Origin of the sequence: Stenotrophomonas sp. LGBM10, from assembly GCF_046736075.1 — a bacterium.
GTDB lineage: Bacteria > Pseudomonadota > Gammaproteobacteria > Xanthomonadales > Xanthomonadaceae > Stenotrophomonas.
The window spans coordinates 1353892-1374757 of sequence record NZ_CP177163.1; the positions used below are offsets into that span (position 1 = coordinate 1353892).

24 protein-coding genes and 1 other RNA gene are annotated in these 20866 nt (G+C 68.6%); 16 read left to right on the plus strand and 9 right to left on the minus strand.

Annotated features, from left to right (window positions below; translation table 11 throughout):
• Window positions 1-84 precede the first annotated feature (84 nt).
• From ACLB90_RS05695 to ACLB90_RS05730, 8 genes are all read left to right on the plus strand, one after another.
• Window positions 85-306, plus strand: a complete 222-nt coding sequence (locus ACLB90_RS05695) for a TIGR02449 family protein (protein WP_017355837.1) — start codon at window positions 85-87, stop codon at window positions 304-306.
• Window positions 303-599, plus strand: coding sequence for a cell division protein ZapA (locus tag ACLB90_RS05700; protein WP_017355838.1), 297 nt, complete (start codon window positions 303-305; stop codon window positions 597-599). The genes ACLB90_RS05695 and ACLB90_RS05700 overlap by 4 nt, the downstream gene beginning before the upstream one ends.
• Window positions 600-757: 158 nt before the next feature.
• Window positions 758-942, plus strand: a non-coding RNA gene (gene ssrS / locus ACLB90_RS05705) — 6S RNA.
• An 82-nt stretch (window positions 943-1024) separates the two neighbouring features.
• Entirely contained in the window at window positions 1025-1627 is a 603-nt protein-coding gene (locus tag ACLB90_RS05710; RefSeq protein WP_411852012.1) for a 5-formyltetrahydrofolate cyclo-ligase, read from the plus strand.
• Between the two features lie 7 nt (window positions 1628-1634).
• A complete protein-coding gene (locus ACLB90_RS05715) occupies window positions 1635-2111 on the plus strand; it encodes an EVE domain-containing protein (RefSeq protein WP_411852013.1) in 477 nt (158 codons plus the stop codon).
• A gap of 38 nt (window positions 2112-2149) precedes the next feature.
• Window positions 2150-2797: a ribose-5-phosphate isomerase RpiA gene (gene rpiA, locus ACLB90_RS05720; RefSeq protein WP_411852014.1), complete on the plus strand. Its 648-nt coding sequence runs from the start codon at window positions 2150-2152 to the stop codon at window positions 2795-2797.
• Between the two features lie 45 nt (window positions 2798-2842).
• Window positions 2843-3295, plus strand: coding sequence for a DUF192 domain-containing protein (locus ACLB90_RS05725; protein WP_411852015.1), 453 nt, complete (start codon window positions 2843-2845; stop codon window positions 3293-3295).
• Window positions 3296-3376: 81 nt separating this feature from the next.
• A complete protein-coding gene (locus tag ACLB90_RS05730; RefSeq protein ID WP_411852016.1) occupies window positions 3377-4222 on the plus strand; it encodes a SirB1 family protein in 846 nt (281 codons plus the stop codon).
• A 31-nt stretch (window positions 4223-4253) separates the two neighbouring features.
• Here the strand turns inward: ACLB90_RS05730 and ACLB90_RS05735 are convergent, their stop codons facing one another.
• On the minus strand, window positions 4254-4445 hold the full coding sequence (locus ACLB90_RS05735) for a rubredoxin (RefSeq protein ID WP_411852017.1): 192 nt from the start codon (window positions 4443-4445) through the stop codon (window positions 4254-4256).
• Window positions 4446-4517: 72 nt separating this feature from the next.
• Between ACLB90_RS05735 and thiE the strand changes: the two genes are divergently transcribed.
• Entirely contained in the window at window positions 4518-5171 is a 654-nt protein-coding gene (thiE, locus tag ACLB90_RS05740; RefSeq protein ID WP_411852018.1) for a thiamine phosphate synthase, read from the plus strand.
• Window positions 5168-6457 (plus strand): glutamate-1-semialdehyde 2,1-aminomutase, encoded by a 1290-nt coding sequence (gene hemL, locus ACLB90_RS05745; RefSeq protein WP_411852019.1) that lies wholly within the window; start codon window positions 5168-5170, stop codon window positions 6455-6457. The genes thiE and hemL overlap by 4 nt, the downstream gene beginning before the upstream one ends.
• Before the next feature lie 167 nt (window positions 6458-6624).
• Here the strand turns inward: hemL and azu are convergent, their stop codons facing one another.
• Window positions 6625-7071 carry an azurin gene (gene azu, locus ACLB90_RS05750; RefSeq protein WP_411852020.1) on the minus strand — a complete coding sequence of 149 codons (447 nt, stop codon included), beginning with the start codon at window positions 7069-7071 and terminating at the stop codon, window positions 6625-6627.
• A 131-nt stretch (window positions 7072-7202) separates the two neighbouring features.
• Between azu and ACLB90_RS05755 the strand changes: the two genes are divergently transcribed.
• Entirely contained in the window at window positions 7203-7811 is a 609-nt protein-coding gene (locus tag ACLB90_RS05755; RefSeq protein WP_411852707.1) for an HAD-IA family hydrolase, read from the plus strand.
• 52 nt (window positions 7812-7863) lie between these two features.
• Here the strand turns inward: ACLB90_RS05755 and ACLB90_RS05760 are convergent, their stop codons facing one another.
• Window positions 7864-9093: an acetylornithine transaminase gene (locus ACLB90_RS05760; protein WP_411852021.1), complete on the minus strand. Its 1230-nt coding sequence runs from the start codon at window positions 9091-9093 to the stop codon at window positions 7864-7866.
• 64 nt (window positions 9094-9157) lie between these two features.
• On the opposite strand from ACLB90_RS05760, the gene ACLB90_RS05765 reads away from it, so the two are divergent.
• Window positions 9158-10030, plus strand: a complete 873-nt coding sequence (locus ACLB90_RS05765; RefSeq protein WP_411852022.1) for an ion transporter — start codon at window positions 9158-9160, stop codon at window positions 10028-10030.
• Window positions 10031-10033: 3 nt separating this feature from the next.
• Here ACLB90_RS05765 and ACLB90_RS05770 read toward each other — a convergent pair whose 3' ends face one another.
• Both ACLB90_RS05770 and ACLB90_RS05775 read right to left on the minus strand, forming a co-directional pair.
• Window positions 10034-10852 (minus strand): SDR family oxidoreductase, encoded by an 819-nt coding sequence (locus ACLB90_RS05770; RefSeq protein ID WP_411852023.1) that lies wholly within the window; start codon window positions 10850-10852, stop codon window positions 10034-10036.
• A 72-nt stretch (window positions 10853-10924) separates the two neighbouring features.
• Window positions 10925-11581: a phosphotransferase gene (locus ACLB90_RS05775; RefSeq protein ID WP_411852024.1), complete on the minus strand. Its 657-nt coding sequence runs from the start codon at window positions 11579-11581 to the stop codon at window positions 10925-10927.
• A 111-nt stretch (window positions 11582-11692) separates the two neighbouring features.
• Here ACLB90_RS05775 and ACLB90_RS05780 point away from each other — a divergent pair, with 111 nt between their 5' ends.
• Window positions 11693-13687 (plus strand): VTT domain-containing protein, encoded by a 1995-nt coding sequence (locus ACLB90_RS05780; RefSeq protein WP_411852025.1) that lies wholly within the window; start codon window positions 11693-11695, stop codon window positions 13685-13687.
• A 32-nt stretch (window positions 13688-13719) separates the two neighbouring features.
• Here the strand turns inward: ACLB90_RS05780 and ACLB90_RS05785 are convergent, their stop codons facing one another.
• The 3 genes from ACLB90_RS05785 to ACLB90_RS05795 form a co-directional block, all read right to left on the minus strand.
• Window positions 13720-14301: an LON peptidase substrate-binding domain-containing protein gene (locus tag ACLB90_RS05785; protein WP_411852026.1), complete on the minus strand. Its 582-nt coding sequence runs from the start codon at window positions 14299-14301 to the stop codon at window positions 13720-13722.
• A gap of 6 nt (window positions 14302-14307) precedes the next feature.
• Complete coding sequence (mpl, locus tag ACLB90_RS05790) at window positions 14308-15672, minus strand: UDP-N-acetylmuramate:L-alanyl-gamma-D-glutamyl-meso-diaminopimelate ligase (RefSeq protein WP_411852027.1); 1365 nt, start codon at window positions 15670-15672, stop codon at window positions 14308-14310.
• Between the two features lie 349 nt (window positions 15673-16021).
• A complete protein-coding gene (locus ACLB90_RS05795) occupies window positions 16022-16585 on the minus strand; it encodes an adenylate kinase (protein ID WP_411852028.1) in 564 nt (187 codons plus the stop codon).
• 141 nt (window positions 16586-16726) lie between these two features.
• Between ACLB90_RS05795 and ACLB90_RS05800 the strand changes: the two genes are divergently transcribed.
• From ACLB90_RS05800 to ACLB90_RS05810, 3 genes are all read left to right on the plus strand, one after another.
• The gene (locus ACLB90_RS05800) at window positions 16727-17986 is read left to right on the plus strand and encodes a 6-phosphofructokinase (RefSeq protein ID WP_411852029.1); all 1260 of its coding nucleotides are present in this window, start codon (window positions 16727-16729) and stop codon (window positions 17984-17986) included.
• 139 nt (window positions 17987-18125) lie between these two features.
• Complete coding sequence (locus ACLB90_RS05805; RefSeq protein WP_411852030.1) at window positions 18126-18923, plus strand: hypothetical protein; 798 nt, start codon at window positions 18126-18128, stop codon at window positions 18921-18923.
• A 173-nt stretch (window positions 18924-19096) separates the two neighbouring features.
• A complete protein-coding gene (locus tag ACLB90_RS05810; protein ID WP_411852031.1) occupies window positions 19097-19999 on the plus strand; it encodes a hypothetical protein in 903 nt (300 codons plus the stop codon).
• Window positions 20000-20053: 54 nt separating this feature from the next.
• On the opposite strand, the gene ACLB90_RS05815 is transcribed toward ACLB90_RS05810, so the two are convergent.
• Window positions 20054-20557 carry a hypothetical protein gene (locus tag ACLB90_RS05815; protein WP_411852032.1) on the minus strand — a complete coding sequence of 168 codons (504 nt, stop codon included), beginning with the start codon at window positions 20555-20557 and terminating at the stop codon, window positions 20054-20056.
• Window positions 20558-20866: the final 309 nt, after the last annotated feature.

The following is a 20866-nucleotide window of genomic DNA, read 5'->3' on the forward strand; positions in this document are numbered from 1 at the left end:
GCGACAGGCCTCGGCCCGGACCGCCCCGGGGGCCCGTCATTATTCGCTTGACCGCCCCGTGCGCCCTTGCCTATCGTGCCGCTCATGGAACCCGCCGACGCCATCGCCCAGTTGCAGGCCTTCGCCGCACGCGTGGAGGCGTTGCTTGAGCGCAACCAGCGCCTGGCGGAGGAGAACCGCAGCCTGCGCCACCAGCAGGAACAACTGGTGGCCGAGCGCTCCCAGCTGCTGGCCAAGAACGAACAGGCCCGCTCCCGGGTCGAAGCGATGATCACCCGCCTCAAGTCCCTGGAGCAGCACACATGAGCCAGACCGAACCGGTCAGTGTCCGCATCCTGGACCGCGAGTACACCGTGGGCGTGGGCGCCGAGGAACGCGAAAGCCTCACGGCCGCGGCCAGGCTGCTGGACGCCAAGATGCGCGAAATCCGCGGCAGCAACCGGATGGCGGCGGTGGACCGGGTTGCGGTGCTGGCCGCGCTCAACCTGGCCCACGAACTGCAGCAGCTGCGCGACGACCACGCCCGGCAGGCGGTGGCACTGCAGCAGACGCTGGCCGACCTGAACCGGCGGCTGGATCGCGCGATCGACGGCGCCTGACCGGGCGCCGATCCGTGCCGCGCCCGCGTGGGCAGCCGGGCAGCGGCCGGCGCAACGCATGCGGTGATGAACACGCGGCTGTCATCGATCTGAATTCCCCTGCAATCCGACCGACGAACGGCCTATCCCTTGGCGCGCGCTTGGCTATAATGGCGACGCGTTCTCTGCTGTGAACGACGGCGTGTGCAAACATTCGCCTTGTCCCTTAATTACGACCACGGGTGCGCGACGGCGCCGGGAGTGCAGGTCCGCCTTGTAGCGGGAAGCCCGAAGGAACCCCAGCGTACCCACTTGAACCCCGGGTTCAAGGTCGTTTCGCACGCATCGTCACCGCGGAGAATGCAATATTCCGGCAAGAGCGACGTTCCCCTGGAACGTCGCTCTTGTTTTATCCGCCGTTCCCCAACCGTGACCTGGATCCCGGCATGACCGACCCGCGCCTGGCCCTGCGCCAGCAGTTGCGCCACGCCCGTCGAGACCTCCCCGCCGCGCACCGCCTGGCCGCCGCCGACACCTTGGCCGACGCGCTGTTGTCGCTGCCGTTCGCCCCCACTGCGGGCCATGTCGCCGGCTATTGGGCGATGGATGGCGAAATCGCCCTGCACCGTTGGCAGATGCAGTTGCCCGACACCGTGGTCTATTGCCTGCCGGTGCTTCACGAGCAGACGCTGCGCTTCGCGCCGTGGCGCCCCGGCCAGCCGCTGACCGCCAACCGGTTCGGCATTCCCGAGCCGGACATGCCCATCGCACAGACCCTGGCGCCGGAGCAGATGGCGCTGGTGGTGGCACCGCTGGTCGGGTTCGACAGCCAGTGCCGGCGACTGGGCATGGGAGGTGGCTGGTATGATCGCAGCTTCGCATTCCGACAGGCGCGCCCGGCCCCGCCGTGGCTGGTCGGCGTCGGATTCTCGATCCAGCAGGTGGACGCACTGCCGATCGCGTCCTGGGATGTCCCGGTCGATGCGATCTGCACCGAACTGTCCACCCTTGTTCCCGCGCCGACCCCCGACCGGCCCCTACCGCGATAGACATGGCATGACTGCACGCAAGCGCTACTGGCTGATGAAGTCCGAACCGGACGCCTTTTCCATCGATGATCTGCAGCGTGTGGGCCGCGAGCCCTGGAACGGCGTGCGCAACTACCAGGCGCGCAACTTCATGCGCGATGGCATGAAAGTCGGCGATGGCGTGCTGTTCTACCACTCCAATACCAAGGTCCCGGGCATCGTCGGGCTGGCCACCGTGGCCAGCGACGCGTATCCGGACGAGACCCAGTTCGACGCCGGATCGGACTACTACGATCCCAAGGCGACCCGCGAAGAACCGCGCTGGCTGCTGGTGGACGTGGCCTTCGAGCGCAAGCTGCGCGACACGATTTCGCTGGACGAGATCAAGCTGCACGCCGATGCGCTGGGCGAGGGTTTCCCGCTCATCGCGCGCGGCAACCGCCTGTCGATCCTGCCGGTGACCGCAGCGCAGTGGAAAACGCTGCTGTCGCTGGAAAAGCACTGACCCCTTCTTTTCATCCTCGTCCCCAAGAGTTCTCCGCCATGTCCGAAGCCAAGCGCCTGGCCGCCGAAAAAGCCCTGGAATACGTCGAAGACGGCATGATCGTCGGTGTTGGCACCGGGTCCACCGTTGCCTACTTCATCGACGGCCTGGCCCGCATCAAGCACCGCATCAAGGGCACCGTGTCCAGCTCCGAACAGAGCACCGCACGCCTGCGCGAACACGGCATCGAGGTGATGGAACTGAACCACACCGGCAAGCTGTCGCTGTACGTGGACGGCGCCGACGAATGCGACGGCAACAAGTGCCTGATCAAGGGCGGTGGCGCTGCCCTGACCCGTGAAAAGATCATCGCCGAGGCCAGCGAGCGCTTCGTCTGCATCGTCGACCCGAGCAAGCAGGTCAAGGTGCTGGGCCGCTTCCCGCTGCCGGTGGAAGTGATCCCGATGGCACGCAGCCTGGTGGCGCGCCAGATCCTGGAGATGACCGGTGGCCAGCCGGCGTGGCGCGAAGGCGTGGTCACCGACAACGGCAACGTCATCCTGGACATCCACCACCTGGAAATCACCGATCCGGTGAAGCTGGAGCGCGAGCTCAACCAGCTGCCCGGCGTGGTCTGCGTGGGCCTGTTCGCGCGGCGCCCGGCCGATGTGGTGATCGTCGGTGGCGAACCGCCGCAGGTGTTCTGATCCCCTGGCCGGCGCCTGCCGCCGGCCTTACCGTCGAGGTGAACGATGATCTTCAAGCGTCTGCTGCCGCTGCTGTTGCTGCTGGCCCCGACCGGTTGCGCCAGCACCGGCGCCCGCCACTGGGTGGAACTGGGTGGCACCCGGTACCAGGTGGAACTGGCGACCAACGATGAAACCCGCGCGCGCGGGCTGATGTTCCGCGACCAGATGCCCGCCGACCACGGCATGCTGTTCATCCACGAACGCGAAGAACTGCAGGCGTACTGGATGAAGAACACCAAGATCGCGCTGGACATCCTGTACTTCGATGCGCAGCGCCGACTGGTCAGCCAGTCGCGTGACGTGCCGCCGTGCTCGGCCGGCGACCGCTGCCCGCCCTACCCCAGCAGCGGCCCGGCCCGTTACGTGCTGGAACTCAATGCCGGCCAGGCTGAAAAGCTGGGCCTGGCCGATGGCACCGAGCTGGTGTTCGGCCCGGGCATCGACGCGGCCAGGTGAGCGCGCGACCGCCGGCCACGGCCGGCGGTCTTTCACACCGCCGTGCTTGAATCGCGACGCGTTTGTCGCCAGTCTTGTCCCATGCAGGGGCAGATGACATTACCGGAGTGGGATTCGCTGGCCGACCTGGACGACGAGGCGCTGCCCTTGTTGCCCACCGCGCTGCTGATCGCCCGCGACGAGTACCCCGACCTGGACCCGAAGGTCTACGACGCGCTCATCCAGAGCCATGTCGACCATCTGCGCACCGAGGTCGGCACGATCGAGATGTGGCCGATGAAGATCGCCGCCGTCAACCGCCACCTGTTCGACGAACTGGGCTACAGCGGCGACCACGGCGAGTACTACGACCCGCGCAACAGCTACCTCAACCAGGTGTTCGAACGCCGCCTGGGCAACCCGATCTCATTGGCGCTGGTGCAGATGGAAGTCTCGCGCCGGCTGGGCATTCCGCTGGACGGCGTGTCCTTCCCCGGTCACTTCCTGGTGCGCCTGCCGGTCAACGACGGCGTGCTGGTGATGGACCCCTTCAACGGCGGACGCCCGCTGGACGTGGAAGAGCTGCGCGAACGCGCCCGCTCGCACCTGGGCGGCGAAGTCCCCGATGACGATGTGCTGGCGCAGATCCTCGATCCGGCGCCGGCACGCGCGATCCTGATGCGCATGCTGCGCAACCTGCATGGGGTCTACGCCGAGCGCGGCGAATGGGACCGCGCCGCACGCAGCGCGGACCGGCTGCTGAAGCTGGCCCCGGAACAGGACGACGCCCTGCGCGACCGTGGGCTGGCCTATCTGCAGCTGGATTACCAGGCCGGGGCGCACCGCGACCTGGCCCAGTACCTGCAGCGCAATGGCCAGGCCAGCGACGCCCAGTGGGTGCGCGAGAAGCTGGTGGAGCTGGGCGGGCGCACGCCGCGGCTGCATTGAACCGCAGCCCACGATTGATCCGCGTTGCGGATCAGTCCACCTCGACCATCTCGAAATCGTCCTTGGTCACGCCGCAATCCGGGCACGTCCAGGTATCGGGAATATCCTCCCAGCGGGTGCCCGGCGCGATGCCCTCTTCCGGCAGGCCCTCTTCTTCCTTGTACAGGAAGCCGCAGACGACGCACATCCAGGTGCGGAAAGTGGTGGCGGTGGCATCGGTCATTGGATAATCACGGCAGGACAAGAACTGGCAGCGCCCATTGTCCCACTCCCGCCGTGCTACCGGTAGCCACCGATGACTTCTGTATCCCGCTCTTCCGCACGCCCCCGTGGCGTCTACCTGATCACGCCCGACGAGGCCGACACCGCCCGCCTGCTGGCGCGCACCGCGCCGCTGCTGGCCGCCGGCGCCACCTGGCTGCAGTACCGCAACAAGACCGCCGATGCCGCCCTGAAGCAGGCGCAGGCCACCGCCCTGCAGGCGCTGTGCGCGCAGCACGGGGTGCCGCTGATCATCAATGACGACCCGGACCTGGCGCAGCGTGTCGGCGCCGCCGGCGTCCATCTGGGCGGTACCGATGGCGACATCGGCGCCGCGCGCGCCCTGCTTGGCGCGGCGGCCATCATCGGCGCGTCCTGCTACGACCAGCTGGCCAATGCCGAGCGCGCCGTCGCCGCCGGCGCCAGCTATGTGGCCTTCGGCGCGTTCTACCCCACCACCACCAAGGTCACCCTCAGCCGGGCCACGCCCGACCTGCTGCGGCAAAGCGCCGCACTGGGCGTGCCGCGGGTGGCGATTGGCGGGCTGACCCCGGACAATGTCGGTCCCATCATCGCTGCCGGCGCCGATCTGGTGGCCGTGGTCAGCAGCGTGTTCGCCGCCGACGATCCGGTCGCCGCCCAGCGCGCCTTCCTCGCCCAGTTCCCGCATCACCAGGACACCCCATGAACCACGACCAGTCCCACGCCCTGTTCACCCGCGCCCAGGCGCTGCTGCCCGGTGGCGTCAACTCGCCGGTGCGCGCGTTCAAGTCGGTCGGCGGTGAGCCGTTCTTCGTGCAGCGCGCCGACGGCCCGTACCTGTACGACGTGGATGGCAACCGCTACATCGACTACGTCGGTTCGTGGGGCCCGATGATCGTCGGCCACAACCATCCGGCCGTGCGCCAGGCGGTCAAGCGGGCCATCGACAACGGCCTGTCCTTCGGCGCGCCGTGCGAGGCCGAAGTGGTGATGGCCGAGACGCTCACCCGCCTGGTGCCGTCGTGCGAGATGGTGCGCATGGTCAACTCCGGGACCGAAGCCACGCTGTCGGCGATCCGCCTGGCACGGGGTGCCACCGGCCGCAGCCGCATCGTCAAGTTCGAAGGGTGCTACCACGGCCACGGCGATTCGTTCCTGGTCAAGGCCGGCAGCGGCATGCTGACCTTGGGCGTGCCGACCTCGCCGGGCGTGCCGGCAGGCCTGAGCGAACTGACCCTGACCCTGCCCTACAACGATTTCGAGGCCGCCACCGCATTGTTCGCCGAACAGGGCGAGCACATCGCCGGCCTGATCATCGAACCGGTGGTTGGCAACGCCAACTGCATTCCGCCGCGCGAGGGCTACCTGCAGCACCTGCGTGCGCTGTGCACGCAGTACGGCACGCTGCTGATCTTCGACGAGGTGATGACCGGCTTCCGCGTCGCCCTGGGCGGCGCACAGGCGCACTACGGCATCACCCCGGACCTGACCACGTTCGGCAAGATCATCGGTGGCGGCATGCCGGTGGGCGCCTACGGCGGCCGGCGCGAGCTGATGTCGCAGATCGCGCCGTCCGGCCCGATCTACCAGGCCGGCACCCTGAGCGGCAACCCGGTGGCGATGGCCGCCGGCCTGGCGATGCTGGAACTGGTGCAGGAGCCGGGCTTCCACGACCGCCTCGGCGCAGCCAGCGCGCGCCTGTGCGCCGGGCTGGAAGCTGCGGCGGCCGAGGCCGGCGTGGCGGTGACCACCACCCAGGTGGGCGGCATGTTCGGCCTGTTCTTCACCGACCAGAAGGTGGACACCTACGCCCAGGCGACCGCCTGCGACATCGGCGCGTTCAACCGCTTCTTCCACGCCATGCTCGAACGCGGCGTGTTCCTGGCGCCGTCGGCCTACGAGGCCGGCTTCCTGTCCAGCGCACACGACGACAGCGTGATCGACGCAACGATCGCCGCAGCACGTGACGCCTTCAAGGTCGTCAAGGGCTGAGGGTGGGTGCCGACCGCTGGTCGGCACGCCAATGCCTACCGACCAGCGGTCGGTAGCTACTGGCCGGTTTGTGTTCGGTTCTCAAGCGGTGGGTGCCGACCGCTGGTCGGCACGCCAATGCCTACCGACCAGCGGTCGGTAGCTACGGGCCGGTTCGTTTTCGGTTCTCAACCGAAAACGAACCGGCCTTTCATCATTGCGAAGTGGCCGGGGAACGAGCAGAAGAAGGTGTAGTCCGCGCCCTTGGCGAGCCTGGCGGTGGAGAAGGTGACGCTGGTGGTCTGCCCGCCACCGATGACCGCGGTGTGCGCCAGCACGCGCGTGTCGCCCTTGGGCAGGTAGCTGTCGGCCAGCTTCATGCGCATGCCGGCCATCGCCACCGGCTGGTAGTCCGCACTGCGGGTCAGCACCCAGTTGTGGCCCATCGTGGTGGCGGCCAGCTTGCCGGTGTGGCGCAGGGTCAGTTTGACCTGGCTGCAATCCGCCGCAACCTTGATCTCCTTCTGGCTGAAGCTCATCTGGTCGGTGCTGTCGAGGGTGACCGCGCATACACGGGCGTGGGCGGCCGGGGCCAGCACCAGGCCGGCGAACAACACGGGAACAAGCAGTTTCAAGGCGATCTCCAGTCAACGGTCCCCGCGATTCTAGGGGCCGCGTACGCGCACGACCTGCGACGCGATGTCGCAGCGCGCCCCGTCGCTGGGGTACGGTCAGCATTGGACCTGGACGAGAGTGGCCGATGCCGATGGCCGTGGACTGCCTGCTGCTGGATGTCGATGGCGTGCTGGTGCACTACGCGCGCCACCTGCGCGTGCGCCACCTTGCGACCGCCTGCGGCTGCAGCACCGCGCAGGTACACGCCGCGCTGTTCGACAGCGGCCTGGAACGGCAGCACGACAGCGGACTGGACAGCGCGGTGTATCTGGCACGTCTTGGTGCTGCGCTGGGCACGCCGGTCAGCGTGGCGCAGTGGCAGGCGGCACGCATCGCCGCGTCGGTGCCGCAGGCCGGCGTGATCGAACGCGTGCAGCGCATCGCGCGGCATCTGCCGATCGCGGTGCTGACCAACAACGGGGCCCTGATGGCCGATACGGTTCCCCGCCTGCTGCCGACCCTGGCCGACGCACTGCGCGGACGCATTCTGTGCAGCGGCGCATTGGGCGGGCGCAAACCCGACCCGGCCGTATTCCTGCAGGCCACAACGCTGCTCGGCCTGCGGCCGGAACGGACGCTGTTCGTGGACGACCTGTTCACCAACGTGCGCGGCGCGCGCGTGGCCGGCCTGCAGGCCGAGACCGCGGCCGACAGCCGCACCTTCGGCAAGGTCATGAAGCGCTACGGGCTGGGCGGGTAAGCGGGCCCGGGCACGCGCCCCCGGGCGGGCCGGGGGCACGAAGGATCGCGGCTCAGCGCGACGCGATGTACGACTGGATGGCCGCCCGCAGGCGCTTGAGGCCTTCGGCGATTTCCTCGTCGGTGATGTTCAGCGACGGCACGAAGCGCAGCACGTCCGGACCGGCCTGCAGCGTCAGCAGGCCCTGGTCGGCAGCGTGGTCCAGGATGGCGCCGGCCTGGCCGGCGAAATCGCGATCCAGCACCGCGCCCAGCATCAGGCCGCGGCCACGCACCTGGCTGAACACCTTGAACTCGTCGTTGATCCGGCCCAGGCCATCGCGCAGCACCTGCGACTGACGGCCCACGTTGTGCCCGATCTCCGGCGAAGACAGCTTGCGCAGTGCCACGCGCGCGACCGCCGCCGCCAGCGGGTTGCCGCCGAAGGTGGTGCCGTGCGCGCCGAACTGCATGACCTCGGCAACCTTCGGGCCGGCCAGCATCGCACCGATCGGGAACCCGCCGCCCAGCGCCTTGGCCAGGGTCACGATGTCCGGCTTGATGCCGTCCTGCCAGTGCGCGAACAACGTCCCGGTGCGGCCCATGCCGACCTGGATCTCGTCGAGCACCATCAGCGCACCGTGCTGGTCGCACAGGTCGCGGATGCGCTGCATGAAGCCCGGCTTGGCCGGCATCACGCCGCCCTCGCCCTGGATCGGCTCAAGCATCACCGCCGCCACGTCGCCGGCGGCCATCGCGGTCTCCAGCTGCACCTCGTCGTTGAAATCGACATAGCGGAAGCCACCCGGCAACGGCTCGTAGCCTTCCTGGTACTTCGGCTGGGCGGTGGCGGTCACCGCCGCCAGGGTGCGGCCGTGGAAGCTGCCGCGGAAGGTGACGATGACGCGCTGGTGGGCCGGGCGGCCCTGCGAGGACGCCCACTTGCGCACCAGCTTGATCGCCACTTCATTGGCTTCGGCGCCGGAATTGCACAGGAACACGCGCTCGGCGAAGCGCGAGGCGGTGACCAGTTCCTCGGCCAGGCGCAGCGGCGGCTCGCTGTAGAACACGTTGCTGGTGTGCCAGAGCTTGCCGGCCTGCTCGATCAGCGCCGCGGTGAGATCCGGATCGTTGTGGCCCAGGCCACACACGGCGATGCCGGCGGCCAGATCGATGAACTCGCGGCCCTGGGTATCCCACACGCGCGCGCCCTGGCCACGTTCGAGCACCACCTGGCGCGGTTTGTACACCGGCAGGTAGTAATGCGACAGGGACAACAGCGGATCGGGGGCGGCGGCGGTCATGGCAGTCAGGGGTTCGGGAAAGTCCCATTCTCGCGCTTCCGCCGGCTCAGGCACAATGCGGCCCATGCGACCGTTCAGCGCCCCCCAGCTCAATCCTGCCGCCGAGACCGGCTGGCGCCGCCGCTGGTTCGACATCATCTACCGCCACGACACCCGGCCCTCGCGCAATTTCGACCTGCTGCTGGTCTACGCGATCATCGCCAGCGTCCTGGTGGTGATGTTCGACAGCGTGCAGCGCTTCCACATCGCCCATGCCGACTGGCTGTACGTGCTGGAATGGGGCTTCACGCTCCTGTTCACCGCCGAGTACGTGCTGCGCCTGCTGGTGGTCAGGCGGCCGCTGCGCTACGCGGTGAGCATCTGGGGCATCATCGATCTGGCCTCGATCCTGCCCACTTACCTGTCGCTGTTCATCCCGGGCGCGCAGAGCCTGCTGGTGGTGCGCGCACTGCGCATCCTGCGGGTGTTCCGCATCCTCAAGCTGACCCGCTACATCGAGGAAAGCGGCATCCTGATGCAGTCGCTGTGGCGCAGCCGGCGCAAGATCCTGCTGTTCCTGTTCACGGTGGTGACCATCACGATCATCGCCGGCACCCTGATGTACGTGATCGAAGGGCCCAACCACGGCTTCACCAGCATTCCCAGCAGCATGTACTGGGCGGTGGTGACGATGGCGACGGTGGGCTTTGGCGACATCGTCCCGCAGACGGTGCTTGGCCGCTTCGTCACCTCGGTGCTGATCCTGATCGGCTACAGCATCATCGCCGTGCCTACCGGCATCTACACCGCCGAACTGGCCAGCACCATGCGCGATGCGGAACTGGCCGCGCGGCGCGATGCGCGCGGCTGCCCCCACTGCGGTCTGGAAGGCCATGAACCCGACGCGCGGCATTGCCGGCGCTGCGGGCACGCGCTGCCGGAAACGTTCAACCAGTAGCGGTCAGTCCAGGAACAGGTCCGGCAGCAGCGGGCGCGACGGGTCCACCGCGTAGCGGCCCAGATCGGTGATGCCGGCCTGCGCGAGCACTTCGTCATCGAGCAGGAACTGCCCGCTGAAACCGGCCGCCTCGCGGGTCAGTACGGCGTGTGCGGCGTCGGCCAGGATCTCCGGAGTGCGGCAGCCGGCACTGTCCACGCCGGGAATCATGTTGATCGCATCGGTGGCGATGATCGTGCGCGGCCACAGCGCATTCACTGCCACACCCTGCGGGCCGAATTCGGCGGCCAAGCCCAGGGTGACGAAGCTCATGCCCATCTTGGCCAGCGTGTAGCCGGTATGCGGCCCCCACCACTTCGGATCCAGGCTGGGCGGCGGCGCCAGGGTCAGAATGTGCGGATTGGGCGCCTGCAGCAGGTGCGGCAGGCAGGCCTGCGCGCACAGGAAACTGCCACGCGAATTGACCTGCTGCATCAGGTCGAACCGCTTCATCGGCGTGTCCAGCGTGCCGCGCAGCCAGATCGCGCTGGCATTGTTGACCAGGATGTCGATGCCGCCGAACGTGTCGACGGCGGCGGCCACCGCCGCGCGCACCTGGTCTTCCTCGCGGATGTCGCACTTCAACGCCAGGCCCTGGCCGCCGGCCGCGGTCACCGCCTCGGCGGCGCTGTGGATGGTGCCGGGCAGCTTCGGGTTGGGCACCGCCGACTTGGCTGCGATGGCCACGTTGGCCCCGTCACGCGCCGCGCGCAGGGCGATGGCCAGGCCGATGCCGCGCGAGGCGCCGGTGATGAACAGGGTTTTGCCTTGCAGACTGGCCATGCGGACATCCTCGAAGCGGTTGCGTGGACGGGCATTATGCCGCGTGCGCCGCACCGCGACGTGCGCGCGGCTTCAGGGCTTGGGCCCCTGCCCCTCGTTGTCTTCCCAGTACAGGATCCGGCGCGTGACGAAGCGGTACACCGGCTTGCCGGTGCGGAACCACAGATCGCGTACCCACGAGTGCCGCGCGAGCACGCGTCGTTCCACCGGCGTCAATGACTGGCCGCAGTACATGCGCTTGTGCTTGAGCAGGTGGCGCAGGTCTTCACGGGCCAGCAGCCGCATCCAGCGCGAGCGCGGATTGCCGATCACCGCCAGCTGGAAATCGATCACGGCCGGCGTGCCGTCCTCGCGCACCAGCCAGTTGGCTTCCTTGGCCAGGTCGTTGTGCGCGACACCGCGACGATGGACCTGCTGCAGCAGCGCGCGTGCCGCGCGGAAGTACGCCAGGTCGCCGCGCGGCGGGCGCTGGTACATCGCCAGGCCCGGCATGTAGCTGCGATCCAGCCGCTGCCGGGTGGAGGCCAGCAGTTCCGGCGTCGCCGCCAGCCCCTCCAGGTGCTGCAGCGCGCGTGCTTCGCGCCGTGCCAGCCAGCGTGCCACCCCGCGCAGCCACCACGGCCCGGCGCGCAGATCGCGACGGATGAAGCGGCGTCCGTCCTGCTCGACCAGCAGGATGCGGCCGAAGGTGTCGGACTTGAGCGCCTGCTGGGAAGGGGGCGTATTCACCGCGCCATTCTAGGCACGCCGGCCTTGCATTCACGTCGATACGCGGCAGATCACCGCATTTCACGGCCGCTGGCCGGCAATCAGTCACTTTCACACCCCTATAATCCCCGCATGGACTCGTCATGGATCGATGCCACGCTTTCGTGGATCGCAGCTCACCCCGTGCTTGCCGGCGCGGTCATTTTCCTTATCGCCTTCTGCGATGCGGTCATCGTGCTGGGCGCGATCGTGCCCGCGTTGCCGCTGCTGTTCGCCGTGGGCGTCTTCATCGGCCTGGGCCAGATCTCCGGACCGTACGCCGTGGCGTGTGCGGCGCTGGGCGCGTTCGCCGGCGACGGCATCAGCTACTGGATCGGACGTCGCTGGGGCGATCGCCTGCGCGGCTTCTGGCCCTTCAGCAAATACCCGCAACTGCTGGACCGTGGCGAGACGATGTTCCGCCGCAATGCCTTCAAGAGCATCCTGGTGGCGCGCTACGTCGGTGCGATCCGCCCGTTCGTGCCGGCCATCGCCGGCATGCTGAAGATGCCGCTGTCGCGCTATATCCAGGCCAGCGGCATCGCCAGCCTGTCCTGGGCGGTGCTGTTCCTGGCGCCGGGCTGGGTGCTCGGCGAAGCCTATGACGCCGTGGCGGCGGTCGCCGGGCGGCTGGTGATGGTGCTTGCCCTGCTGGGCGTGATCATGGGCCTGGTGTGGGCGATCGTGCTGTACGGCTACCGCTGGTCGGCCGCGCGCATGGACAACTGGCTGGCCGCGCTGCTGCGCTGGTCGCAGCGCCACCCCACCCTGGGCCGCTATTCGGTGTCGGTGCTGGACCCGCAGCGCCGCGAATCGGTGCCGCTGGCGATGCTGGCGCTGATGCTGCTGCTGTTGGGCTGGTGCTGGTTCGCCCTGTTGATGGCGGTGGTCGCACATGGCGAGCCGCTTGCGCTGGATCTGGCCGTGCACCAGGCCATGCTGGCCCTGCGCAATCCGCTGGCCGACTACCCGATGGCCGCGCTGGCCTCGCTGGGCGCGTGGCCGGTACTGGCGCCGGCCACGGCGGCCGGCATGGGCTATCTGATCTGGCGCCGGCGCTGGATGGCGGCGGGGCACTGGCTGGCGGCGCTGGCCTTCGGCCTGGCCCTGACCAAGCTGCTCGGCGCCACCGTGCACGTGGTGCGTCCGCCGGATGCCAGCAGCGGCTTCGGCTTCCCGTCGGTGTCGGTGACGATGGCCACCATCACGTTCGGCTTCTTCGCGGTGCTGATCGCGCGCGAGATGCCCGGGCGCACCCGCGTGTGGCCGTACCTGCTGTCCGGCGTGATCGTCAGCGTGATCGGCTTTGCCCGGCTGTACCTGGGCGCGCATTGGCTCAGCGACGTGATCGGCGGCATGCTGTTCGGCATCTTCTGGCTGCTGGTGCTGGGCATCGCCTACCGCCGCCGTTTCAACCGCTCGTTCTGGGTCAAGCCGGTGGCGTGGCTGTTCTACGGCACCTTCGCGGTGGCCGCGCTGTGGTACGCGCCGCGCAACATCCCGGTGAAGCTGGCGCGTTTTGAACCGGCGCAGCCGGCACCGGTGGATGTCGCGTCGACGGCCTGGTGGCAGCAGGACTGGCAGCAGCTGCCCGCGCGCCGCAATGAATTCGACGACGACCAGCGCTGGCCGCTGGACGTGCAGGTGGCCGGGCCGCTGGCGCCGCTGCAGAAGCGTCTGGAGAGCCAGGGCTGGCGCGTGCAGCCGCAGGCTGGCTGGGAACAGGCGCTGCTGATGCTCGACAAGTCCGCCGGCCCGGAGCAGATCCCGGTACTGCCGGCCACCCTGGACACCCAGGTGGAATCGCTGCTGATGCTGCGCGCCGGCAATGCGCCGAACGAGATCTTCGCGCTGCGCCTGTGGCCGGCACCGGCCCGCCTGCAGCCGGGCGACCAGCCGCTGTGGCTGGGCAGCGCGCAGACCCTGCACTACCAGCGGCACTTCAACCTGATCGGGATGTGGCGGCCGATGCGCGGCATCGACCCGTCGCTGAATGCCGTGCGCGAGGCGCTGGACGGCCTGCCGCAGCAGGTCTCCACCCATCCGGAAACCCGGATGCCGGTGCTGCGGGTCAAGACCACCCCGTAACGCCGGGATCTACCCGGCGCTGGTGCCCGCGCTTACGCGGGTATCCAGCGCAGCAGATCCTGCAGGCGCTGGTGCGGGTCGTCCTGCTGCAACAGCTGTAGACGCTGGGGTTCCTGCAGCGGCAGCAGTTCGGCGAGCCGCCAGCCCACCCATGCGGCCTGGTCCAGCAACGCCGGGTGTACCGGGGCGAATGCCGCGCCGGCCTGTTCGATGATGTGTTCCAGCACGGTGGCCAGCAGGGCGTGTTCGGGGCGCAGCTCGTCGTCGTGATCGGGCGGGCTCCACTGCACGTCGGCCAGTACCAGGCCGTTGTCGCGCACGCGCGTGCGCAGCACGTGGAACCGGCGCTGGCCACGCAGGCGCAGCACCAGCACGCCATCGGCGCCCACATCGAAATCCTCGATGCGCGCTTCCACGCCGTAGGCAGCCGGCAAGGCCGGGCCACCGACCTCATCGCCGTCCAGGATCAGGCACACGCCGAAGGTGGAGTCCTGCCGACCGCATTCGCGCAGCATGTCCAGGTAGCGGCGCTCGAATACCCGCAGGCCGAGTGCGGCGCCGGGCAGCAGCACGGCGTGCAGGGGAAACAGCGGCAGGGAGGTGGTATCGGTCATGGCGGACTACGACGCCTGCAGCTGCGCCAGGAAGCGGCGCGGTGCGCCGTCGAAACCGCCGTTGGACATGAACACCACGTGGTCGCCCGGTGCCACCACCCGGCCCAGCTGCGCCAGCAGTGCATCGGTATCGGGCACCGCGTGCGCGTCGCCGCGCACCGCCGCGATCACCGCCGCGGCATCCCAGGCGAGTTCGGGACGGTGCAGGAACACCACCGCATCGGCCAGGTCCAGCGACGGCGCCAGCGCCTGCGCGTGCGCGCCCAGGCGCATCGAATTGCTGCGCGGCTCCATCGCCACGACGATGCGGGCATCGCCCACCTTGGCACGCAGGCCTTCGAGGGTGGTGTGGATGGCGGTGGGATGGTGCGCGAAATCGTCGTAGACGGTCACGCCGTCGGCACTGCCGATCACTTCCATGCGGCGCTTGACGCTGCGGAACGTCGCCAGCGCCGGAATCACCTGTGCCGGCTCGACGCCCACCGCATGCGCGGCCGCCAGCGCGGCCAGTCCGTTGAGCACGTTGTGGCGGCCCAGCAGCGACCACTGCACCTCGCCCACGTCCACACCCCGGTGTGCAACGCGGAAGCGGCTGCCGTCGGCATGCACCAGCGCCGCGCTCCACTCCAGCGCCGGATCGAAGCCGAAGCGCTCCACCGGCGTCCAGCAGCCCATCGCCAGCACCTCGGCCAGGCGCGCGTCCTCGCCGTTGACGATCAGCCGCCCGCGCGCCGGCACGGTCCGCACCAGATGGTGGAACTGGCGCTGGATCGCGACGACGTCGGGGAAGATGTCGGCGTGGTCGAATTCAAGGTTGTTGAGGATCGCCACCAGCGGCCGGTAGTGCACGAACTTGCTGCGCTTGTCGAAGAAGGCGGTGTCGTACTCGTCGGCTTCGACCACGAATTCGCGCCCACTGCCGAGCCGCGCGGACACGCCGAAGTCTTCGGCCACGCCACCGATCAGGAAGCCCGGCTCACGGCCGGCGGCCTGCAGCAGCCAGGTCAGGATGGTGGTGGTGGTGGTCTTGCCGTGGGTACCGGCCACGGCCAGCGTGTCGCGACCGGGCAGCACCTGTTCGGACAGCCACTGCGCACCGGAGATGTAGCGCTGGCCGGCATCGAGGACCGCTTCCACCGCCGGATTGCCGCGCGAAAGGGCGTTACCCACCACCACTTCGTCGCAGTCGGTGCCGACGCTGTCGGCGCGATAGCCCGGGTCGAGAGTGATGCCCAGCTGTTCAAGCTGGGTGGACATCGGCGGATAGATCGCCTGGTCGCTGCCACGGACCGTGAGGCCCTGTTCGCGTGCCAACGCGGCTACGCCGCCCATGAAGGTGCCTGCAATACCCAGGATATGTATCGTGCTCATGCGCTCGATTGTCGCCGATCACTGTCGATGCGTGGGAGCGTCGTCAGACAACTCCTACAAAGACTGTGAGAAAAATCCACAGTGATGTCGGGGAATTCCCGATAGCCAACTAGTGTGAACACGGACACAATTCAGGTTGCCAGCCGTAGTACCCCATTGGTCCTACTCCCCAAGAGGCCATCCCCAGGGGGGCTCATGCTGCGGGGCCCTGAGCAAGCCCGCCAGCTGGCGCCTTAACAACAGACACGCCTGGTCCCTTCGGGGGCCGGGCGTGCCTGTTTTCAGGACCTGCACAGCCGGATGCACCGCTGCCGTACCGCGGGCGCTGCCGGAGCAGCGCCCGGGGCCATCAGCGCTGGATCGCCGCGCGGATGCGCGCTTCCACGTCGTCCAGCTCACCCACGCCATCGACGCGGGCCAGCGTGCCGCGGCCGGCATAGAAATCCACCACCGGCGCGGTCTGGTCGTTGTAGACCTGCAGGCGCTGGCGCACCGATTCGGGGTTGTCGTCGGCGCGGCCCTGTTCGGCGGCACGGCCGGCGATGCGCTCGACCAGCAGTTCGGTCGGCACGTCCAGCTGCACCACCGCGTCCAGCGGCTGGCCGATCTTGGCCAGCAGGGTATCCAGCGCATTGGCCTGCGCCACGTTGCGCGGGTAGCCGTCCAGGATGAACCCGTTGGCGACGTCGGCCTGGCCCAGGCGCGACTCCAGCATGCCCAGCAGAATGTCGTCGGACACCAGGTTGCCGGCGTCCATCACGGCCTTGGCCTGCTTGCCCAGCTCGGTACCGGCCGCCACTTCGGCACGCAGCAGGTCGCCGGTGGAAATGTGCGCAATCGCCAGCTGTTCCTTCAGGCGCGTCGCCTGTGTCCCCTTGCCCGAACCGGGCGGTCCCAACAGAACCAATCGCATCAACCTGACTCCAACTTGGTAAGAAATAGGAAGGGCGCGCGCCCCGGGAATGTCCACAATCACGCTGCACCGCAATACGCGCACTTTACCCCATCCGGGTAATGTCCCTGCAATGTCCTTCCCCCAGACCAAGGTCGACCCATGTCCAACGGTACCCTGCTTTACGCCCAGTCGGGCGGCGTCACCGCCGTCATCAACGCCACCGCTTCGGCGGTCATCAGCACCGCCCGGGCCAAGGGAATCAAGGTGTTGGCCGCGCGCAACGGCATCCTCGGCGCGCTGCGCGAAGAGCTGATCGACACCTCGAAGGAAAGCGCCGCCGCCATCGCCGCGCTGGCCCATACCCCGGGCGGGGCGTTCGGCTCGTGCCGCTACAAGCTGAAGTCGCTGGAGGCCGACCGGGCCAGATACGAGCGCCTGCTCGAGGTGCTGCGCGCCCACGACGTGCGCTGGTTCCTCTACAACGGCGGCAACGATTCGGCCGACACGGCCTGGAAGGTCTCCCAGCTGGCCAAGGCGTTCGACTACGACCTGACCTGCATCGGCGTGCCCAAGACCATCGACAACGACCTGGCGGTGACCGACACCTGCCCCGGCTTCGGGTCGGCCGCCAAGTACACCGCGGTGTCGGTGCGCGAAGCCGCGCTGGACGTGGCGGCGATGGCCGAGACCTCGACCAAGGTGTTCGTCTATGAGGCGATGGGCCGCCATGCCGGCTGGCTCGCCGCCGCGGCCGGACTGGCCGGCGACGGCCCCGACGACGCCCCGCACATCATCCTGCTGCCCGAGCGCGCCTATGACGAAGCCGCGTTCCTGGCCAAGGTCAAGGCGGTGGTGGAACGCGTGGGCCACTGCGTGGTGGTGGCCTCCGAAGGCATCCAGACCGCCGATGGCCGCTTCGTGGCCGATGCCGGCGGCGGCAAGGATTCCTTCGGGCACACCCAGCTCGGGGGCGTGGCCTCGCAGCTCGCCGCACGGGTCAAGGATGCGCTGGGCTACAAGGTGCACTGGACCCTGCCCGACTACCTGCAGCGTTCGGCCCGCCATATCGCCTCCAAAACCGACTGGGAACAGGCACAGGCGGTCGGCAAGGCCGCGGTGCAGTTCGCGCTGAAAGGCCAGAACGCGGTGATGCCGGTGATCGTGCGCAGCAGCGACAGCCCCTACCGCTGGAAGATCGCGGCGGCCCCGCTGCACAAGGTGGCCAACCACGAGAAGAAGATGCCGGCCAGCTTCATCCGCAGGGACGGCTTCGGCATCACCGCCAAGGCGCGCGCCTACCTGTCGCCGCTGATCAAGGGTGAGGCGCCCCTGCCCTATGGTGCCAACGGCCTGCCGAAGTACGTAACGCTGAAGAACGTGGCGGTCCGGAAGAAGCTCGCCCCCTGGCAGGAAGGCTGAGCCCGCCGCCCGGCGCCTGCCGGGCATTTGCGACACCGGGGGGGCGGACCCTACAATCCGCCCCGCCAGCAAGGTCTGCTGGATCTCGCCCTAGCGACCCACCCTCCGCGCACCGCGGACGATGACAAGGACTGTACCGATGATGCGCCATCCCCTGTTTGCCGTACTGCTGCTTGCCGTGGCGGCACCTGCGTTCGCCGACACCTGCGAAAGCAGCTTCCAGAAGAAGGGCAATCCGTTGTCCGGCACCACCTACACCGCCTCGGTGACCGTTCCCGACCTGACCGTCAAGAGCGCGATCGGTCAGATGAACGTGATCGCCAAGGGCAACAACATGGACGTGCTGAGCGCGGACGCCGAGAACGGCGCGATGCTGATCGAAGATCCGCAGTCGGCCATGCACAAGACCATTCCGATCATCATCAGCGCCACCACCGAAGGCCGTACCGGCACCGTGGCGATGACGGTCAAGCTCAACCCGGGTGCCTTCGCCAAGGCCGACGCGATCCGCGCCGAGATGTGCAAGATGCTGACCCAGGTCAAGCCCGGCAAGGCCGGTGAACAGTTCGCCGCGTCCGCGCCGAAGGCCTCGACGGTGAACATTTCCGCCTCCGACTTCGGCTTCCAGCTGCGTACCCAGAACAAGGACAACCCGGCCGCGATCGAGCCGCGCTACCAGGGCAAGATCTATTCGATCACCGGCCGCGTCAACGGCGTGCTCAAGAGCGGTGGCACCTACAACACCGGCTTCGACATTCCCAGCAGCACCTCCGGCATCGACTTCGAAAGCGTGGCCATCACCTGCGCGTTCGCACCGAGCCAGGCGGCGTTCGCGCTGGCCCTGCGCCCCCGCGAGAAGGTCACCCTGGTCGGCGTGGTCGACCACTACGACCAGATCGGCCGCGTGCTGTGGCTGAAGGACTGCAAGGGCAACTGAGCCCGCGCATCCCGGCGTGAGACCCAAGCCCGGACCGGCCCTGCCGTCCGGGCTTTTTCTTGCCTCATACTCCGCACACGATCCGGGTGGGGGTGGTGCCAACGCACTGCACCGGGTCGCCAACCGGCGGGTGGCTGGGTTCGCCCGCTTCATGCAACCAGGGGAAGGGAACCATGCGAAGAATGGTGTGCGCAGGCGCGCTGCTGCTCGTTGTCGGGCAGGCTGCGGCCAAGGAAAAGATGATCCGGCTGTCGGTGCAGGATGCGCAGGCGCTGCGCGGGAAGACGGTGGCGCTGACGCTGCACGAGCCGCCCTCGTTCATGGCCATGACGGCCGGCAAGGCCTCGTTCGCCCTGTTCGGTGCGGCCGCGATGGCGAGTGCCGGCAACGAGCTGGTGCGGCAGAACGCGGTGCCCGACCCGGCCGGTCTGGTCCGCGACCAGTTGGGCGGTGCCCTGGCCCAGGCATACGGTGCGCAGCTGCTGCCGTTGGATGCCACCCCGACCAAGGCGGAAAAGCCTGCGGAGCTGGCCAACCTGCACCGCGATGCCGACTACGTGCTGGATGTGCGTTCGGGAGGCTGGAACTACGCCTACTTCGCCACGCAGTGGGGGCACTACTGGGTGGGGTACAGCGTGCAGGTAAAACTGGTGGAAACCAGCAGCCGCCGCGTGGTCTCGAACCTGGCGTGCGCGACCAACACCCTCAAGGACGGCGACGCCCCGACCCGCGAGGCCCTGCACGCCAACCAGGCGTCCCTGCTCAAGCACGTGACCGCTGCACTGGGCGCGCGCTGCGTGCAGTTGCTGGGGCGCGAGCAGTTCCAGCTGACCGCCGCGCAGATGCCGGTGTTGCCGCCCTCACTGGCCAACGTCCTGCGTCCCGGCAACGCGCCGGCAGAGCTGGCCGCGGCGGGCGACGCGCCCGCACCCGAGACGCAGCCGCTGCCGGTGGGCGAACCGCTGTCCGTCGCGCCGCCGGCGACCATCGCGCCCGTTACGCCGGCCGCCGCCACGCCGGCCACGGGCTCTGGCGGCACCAACTGGCGGCAGTGGCCGGCCAACGGCGGCCTGTAACCGGGAACCGGCCGCGTCTGCAGGCAACGCATCGCCTGCAGACGCGTCACCCCATCAACGGCAGGCGTTGCCTTCCACCTTCATCTGCGCGGCGAACATCGGCACCGGAGCGATCTTGCCGGCGGCTGCCTGCTTCTTGGCGTCTTCCAGGTAGATCCGCGACTGCCCCTGGCCATCGAGTTCGGGCTTCTGCGCGACGGGCATGCGCCACACCCGTACCACCGCCTGCTGCGCCGGGCACGCCGCGCTCGGGACGCGGATCACGTCGTTGAGCAGCCATCCCTTGGCCGCGCTGGGCTGCGCCTTGTCGAAATCAACGAAGCGCGCGCGCGGCTGGCACTGCTCGCTGGTACGCACCACGGCGAACCGGTAGGGCTGCGCGGCATCACCGGTGAACACGCCTTCCAGCCGCGCGCAGGCTTCGGGAATCTGGCGCAGTGTGTGTGCGGCATTCACCGCCTGCGGGGCGCCGACGGCGCGCTGCAGTTCCGGCGTGTCGGCGGCGGACGCGGCCACGGCAGGCAGCAGGGCCAGCCAAAGCAGATGACGGGTGGACATGGCGATGCCTCCTTGGGAATCGGGAGAGGGTCGCTTGGCCAAGATGAATGGTGTGGCAAGGCGGGGCGACCGCACACACGGCGCAGGCCGGCCCCACGGCCCTGATGCGGCGTTGAATGAGACCGCGAACCCAACCTGGCGCCTGCATATGGCGATTTCTGCATTTTTCCCTGCATACTCGGGGGGCACCAGGATTGCTGAACAAAGCCACACGCTGGACGACCGGGCACGGTCTGAACGGGTTGGTCCTTAGCTTGCAGCCCGTTGTGCCCCGCGTGGTGAGGTTCATCCGTCGACTGGATGCCATCC